The organism is Falsiroseomonas oryzae (assembly GCF_027856955.1).
Classification (GTDB): domain Bacteria; phylum Pseudomonadota; class Alphaproteobacteria; order Acetobacterales; family Acetobacteraceae; genus Falsiroseomonas; species Falsiroseomonas oryzae.
This window is the reverse complement of the sequence record NZ_JAPSMD010000425.1, coordinates 1-4,544: the sequence shown is the minus strand read 5'-3', so window position 1 is coordinate 4,544 and position 4,544 is coordinate 1. Positions and strand designations below refer to the sequence as shown.

The following is a 4,544-nucleotide window of genomic DNA, read 5'->3' as shown; positions in this document are numbered from 1 at the left end:
CTCGGCGCCGGCCTTGTGCCCCATCACGCGCGGCAGGCCGCGGGCCGCAGCCCAGCGGCCGTTGCCGTCCATGATGATGCCGACATGCCGCGGCACGGCACCGGCCGGCAGGGCCGGTGCGCCGGCCACCTGGGCCGCGGGCCGCGCGGCCGCGCTCATCCCGTCCATCGGAGCCATTCCCCGGCTGCGCTCAACCGGTCCGGATGTCCTTCTCCTTGTCGGCCAGTGCGCTGTCGATCTGCTTGATGTGCGCGTCGGTCATCTTCTGCACCTCGTCGCTCCAGCGCTTGACGTCGTCCTGACTGGCCTCGGATTTCTTGTCCTTCTCCCAGCCCTTCACGGTCTCCATGCCGTCGCGGCGGACGCCGCGCACCGCGACGCGCGCGGCCTCGGCATACTTGGCGGCGGTCTTGGCCAGCTCGTTGCGGCGTTCCTGCGTCAGCGGCGGCAGCGGCACGCGGATCACCTGGCCCTCGGCCTGCGGGTTCAGCCCGAGCCCCGAGTCGCGGATCGCGACCTCCACCTGCTTGGTGATGGAGCGGTCGAAGACCTGCACGGAGAGCAGGCCGGGCCCGGCGACCGAGATGTTGGCCACCTGGTTCAGCGGCTGGTTCGTGCCGTACGCCTCGACGCGGATCGGCTCGAGCAGCGCAGGAGAGGCGCGGCCGGTGCGCAGGCCGGCGAACTCCTTCCGGAGCGTCTCCATCGCGCCGTCCATGCGGCGCTGCAGGTCGGCCTTCAGCTTCGGAAAATCGGCGGGCATCCCGCTCTCTCCCTGATCCTCAGAGATCCACCACCGTGGTGAACTTCCCCTCGCCCTTCATCACGGCGGTGAAGCTCCCGGGCTCGTGGATGTTGAACACGACGATCGGCAGCTTGTTCTCCCGCGCCAGGCTGATCGCGGCGGCGTCCATCACCGCTAGGTCGCGTGCCAGCATGTCGAGGTAGGTGAGCGTGACGTAGCGCTCGGCGTTCGGGTTCTTGCGCGGGTCGGCGGAATAGACGCCATCCACCTGGGTGCCCTTCAGCAGCGCCTCGCAGCCCATCTCGGCGGCGCGCAGCGCGGCGGCGGTGTCGGTGGTGAAGAACGGGTTGCCCGTGCCGGCGGCGAAGATCACCACGCGGCCCTTCTCCATGTGGCGGATCGCGCGGCGGCGGATGAAGGGCTCGGCGAGGGAGGCCATGTTGATGGCGCTCTGCACGCGCGTGTGAACCCCGAGCTTCTCCAGCACGTTCTGCATCGCCAGCGCGTTCATCACAGTTGCCAGCATGCCCATGCCGTCGGCCTGCGCGCGGTCCATCCCGGCCGAGGCGCCGGCGACACCGCGGAAGATGTTCCCGCCACCGATCACCAGGCAGACCTGCACGCCCAGCGCCACGACATCGCGGATGTCCTCCGCGATCGCCTTCAGCGTCGCGATGTCGAGCCCGTAGTCACGCGGGCCCATCAGCGCCTCGCCGGACACCTTCAGCAGCACGCGCTTGTAGCGGGGGGTGTCGGTCATCAGGGCTCCAGCGGGACTCCGGGCGGCGGAGGGCGGCGGAACATAGGCGCGGGGGTGTGGCAACGGCAAGGCAGCCCCTGCCCATCCGGCGCTCGGCCCGGATCGCGCGCCCCGATTTGGCGCCGGCCTCCCGGGGCGATGCGCGTGCGCGGGGCGGCCGGACCGGCAGGGTCACGCGCCGGGGCGGCCGGCGCGTGACCCGGGGCGGTCAGCCCTTGCTCATCGCGGCCACCTCGGCCGCGAAGTCGCCGGTCTCCTTCTGGATGCCCTCGCCCAGCTGGAAGCGCGCGAAGCCGGCCAGATTGCCGCCGGCCTTCTGCACCACCTGCTTCACCCGGCTCTCGCCGTCATGCACCCAGACCTGCTCGAGCAGCACCACTTCCTCGTAGTACTTCCGGATCCGGCCCTCGATCATCTTCTCGATGATCTCGGGCTTCTTGCCCGAGCCCGCGGCCTGCTCGCGCAGCACGTTCTTCTCGCGCTCCAGTTCCGAAGGCTCCACGCCGGAGATGTCGAGCGCGGTCGGACGGGTGGCCGCGACATGCATGCCGATCTGCCGGCCGAGCGTCTCCATCGCCTCGATCTCGGACGCGGCCTCCAGCGCGACCAGCACGCCGATCTTGCCGAGGCCCGGCTTCACCGCGTTGTGCACATAGGTCGCTACGGTGCCGGACGGCACGCGCAGCACCTTGGCGCGGCGGATCGTCATGTTCTCGCCGATGGTGGCGATCAGGCGGGTCAGCTCCTCCTGCGTGGTGTGCAGGGTGCCCGGGAACGTCGCCTGCTTCAGCGCCTCGACGTCGTCCCCGACCGAGAGCGCCAGGCTCGCCACCTGCTCCACGAAGTTCTGGAACGTCTCGTTGCGCGCGACGAAGTCGGTCTCGGCGTTCACCTCGACCATGGCGGCGACAGTCGGGCCGCTGGCCACGCCGACCAGGCCCTCTGCCGCCACGCGGCCGGACTTCTTGGCGGCGGCCGAGAGGCCCTTCTTGCGCAGCCAGTCGATCGCGGCCTCCATGTCGCCGGCCGCCTCGGTCAGCGCCTTCTTGCAGTCCATCATGCCGGCGCCGGTGCGCTCGCGCAGTTCGCGCACCATCGCCGCGGTGATCTCGGCCATAGCTCTGCTCCCGATCAGGTCAGTTCAACGCATTGCGGGCCGAGGCGACGTGCCCCGGCCCAGGATCAGCGGAAGGGCGGCGGGGCATGGCCCCGCCGGCATCACTCGGCCGCGGGCTGCTCGGCCGGGGCGGCCTCGACCGGCGCCTCCGGCAGCGGCTCGGCGGGCAGTTCCTCCATGGCGCCGAGATCGGCGCCGGAGCTCTGCAGCGCGCCGGCCAGCCCGTCCAGCACCGCCGCGGCGACGCTGTCGCAGTAGAGGTGGATGGCGCGGATCGCGTCGTCGTTGCCCGGGATCGGGAAGGCGATGCCGTTCGGATCGGCGTTGCTGTCCACCACGGCGATCACGGGGATGCCGAGCTTGTTGGCCTCCTCGATCGCCAGCTTCTCCTTCACCGTGTCGATGACGAAGATGATGTCCGGCAGGCCGCCCATGTCCTTGATGCCGCCGAGCGCGCGGTCGAGCTTCTCCTTCTCGCGCGTCAGCATCAGGACCTCCTTCTTGGTCAGGCCCTGCACGTCGCCGGAGAGGCGCTCCTCCATCTGCTTCAGGCGCTTGATGCTGCCCTGGATGGTCTTCCAGTTGGTCAGCATGCCGCCGAGCCAGCGGTGGTTCACGTAGTACTGGCCGCAGCGGTTGGCGCTCTCCGCCACGTAGTCGGCCGCCGCCTTCTTGGTGCCGACCATCAGCACGCGGCCGCCGCCGGCAACCACGTCGCGGATCGCGCGCAGCGCGCGCTCCATCATCGGGACGGTCTGCTGCAGGTCCAGGATGTGGACCTGGTTGCGGACGCCGAAGATGTACGGCGCCATCCGCGGGTTCCAGCGGCGGGTGTGGTGGCCGAAATGCACGCCGGCCTCGAGCAGGCCGCGCAGGGTGACGTCGGGCATCGCCATCGGCGAAATTCCTCTACTTCCAGGTGGTCCGGTTGTGCCTCCGCGGTGCCATCCCCGTTCGGGGACCGGACCCTGTCGGCCCGTGGCCGGGCTGGAAGGGCGCACCGCGTGCGGATTTGCCGCCGTCGGGCGGGCCCGGCGACGACGGGCCGGCTTATGCCCCCTGCGCCCGTCCCGTGCAAGCGCGGGCAAGCTTCGCGCTCCCTCGCGCAGCCGTTATCCTGGGCCCGGATGCGCGTCCTGGTCGTCAGCCCCACCCCGAGCCACCCGCAGGACGCCGGCAACCGCGCCCGCATCCATGCGCTCCTGTCGTCGCTCAAGGCCGCCGGCCATGCGATCCATCTCTGCCTGCTGGAGCGCGAGGCCCCCTCCGCCGCCGCCATCGCCGCCATGCGCGCCGCCTGGGACGAGGTGCTGCTGGTCCCGCATGACCGCAGTCGGGAGCGGCGGAGCCTGGGCGAGGTCAACGCGCTGGACGACTGGATCCTGCCGGAGACCGAGGCCGCCTTCGCCGCACTGGCCGCGAGGGATCCCGGCTTCGACCTGGTGCTGGTGGAATACGTCTTCCTCAGCCGCGCCTTCGAGTTCTTCCCGCGGCACGTCCCGCGCGTGCTGGACACGCACGACATCTTCACTGGCCGCGCCGACCGCCTCGCCGCCCTCGGGCTGGAGAACCGCTTCTTCGCCACGACACGGGAGGAGGAGGATCGCGGCCTGGACCGCGCCGACTTGGTGCTCGCCATCCAGGCGGAGGAGGCCGCGGAACTCGCCGGCCGCACGCGCGCCGTGGTGGCCACGCTGGGCCACCTGCCCTGGGACGCGAGCGGGGACGACCGGCCGCCCCTGCCGCCGCGGGCGCCGGATGGCAAGGTGGCGATCGGCTATCTCGGCAGCCCCAACCCGCTGAACACCCGCGCGCTGGGGCGCTTCCTCGCCGCGCTGGACCCGGCCGCATTGGACCTGGCGGGCGGCGAGGTGGTGGTGGCGGGCGGCGCCGCCGCAGGGTTGGCGCCCGCACCGGGCCTG

5 protein-coding genes and 1 pseudogene are annotated in these 4,544 nt (G+C 71.4%); 1 reads left to right on the top strand and 5 read right to left on the bottom strand.

The window, feature by feature from the left end:
* From OZN99_RS26140 to rpsB, 5 genes are all read right to left on the bottom strand, one after another.
* The coding region (locus OZN99_RS26140) for an undecaprenyl diphosphate synthase family protein (protein ID WP_270938164.1) at positions 1-159 on the bottom strand (159 nt) is incomplete at its 3' end.
* A gap of 31 nt (positions 160-190) precedes the next feature.
* Positions 191-763: a ribosome recycling factor gene (gene frr / locus OZN99_RS26135; RefSeq protein ID WP_270938163.1), complete on the bottom strand. Its 573-nt coding sequence runs from the start codon at positions 761-763 to the stop codon at positions 191-193.
* Positions 764-782: 19 nt separating this feature from the next.
* Entirely contained in the window at positions 783-1,505 is a 723-nt protein-coding gene (gene pyrH, locus OZN99_RS26130) for a UMP kinase (RefSeq protein WP_270938162.1), read from the bottom strand.
* A gap of 208 nt (positions 1,506-1,713) precedes the next feature.
* Entirely contained in the window at positions 1,714-2,622 is a 909-nt protein-coding gene (tsf, locus tag OZN99_RS26125; protein ID WP_270938161.1) for a translation elongation factor Ts, read from the bottom strand.
* A gap of 101 nt (positions 2,623-2,723) precedes the next feature.
* Positions 2,724-3,518, bottom strand: a complete 795-nt coding sequence (rpsB, locus tag OZN99_RS26120; RefSeq protein WP_270938160.1) for a 30S ribosomal protein S2 — start codon at positions 3,516-3,518, stop codon at positions 2,724-2,726.
* A gap of 231 nt (positions 3,519-3,749) precedes the next feature.
* On the opposite strand from rpsB, the pseudogene OZN99_RS26115 reads away from it, so the two are divergent.
* Positions 3,750-4,544, top strand: a pseudogene (locus OZN99_RS26115) (glycosyltransferase); the annotation flags it as partial.

Coding starts and splice junctions, on each gene's coding strand:
- tsf (WP_270938161.1), bottom strand. CDS start 2,622: ATGGCCGAGATCACCGCGGCGATGGTGCGCGAACTGCGCGAGCGCACC.
- rpsB (WP_270938160.1), bottom strand. CDS start 3,518: ATGGCGATGCCCGACGTCACCCTGCGCGGCCTGCTCGAGGCCGGCGTG.
- frr (WP_270938163.1), bottom strand. CDS start 763: ATGCCCGCCGATTTTCCGAAGCTGAAGGCCGACCTGCAGCGCCGCATG.
- pyrH (WP_270938162.1), bottom strand. CDS start 1,505: ATGACCGACACCCCCCGCTACAAGCGCGTGCTGCTGAAGGTGTCCGGC.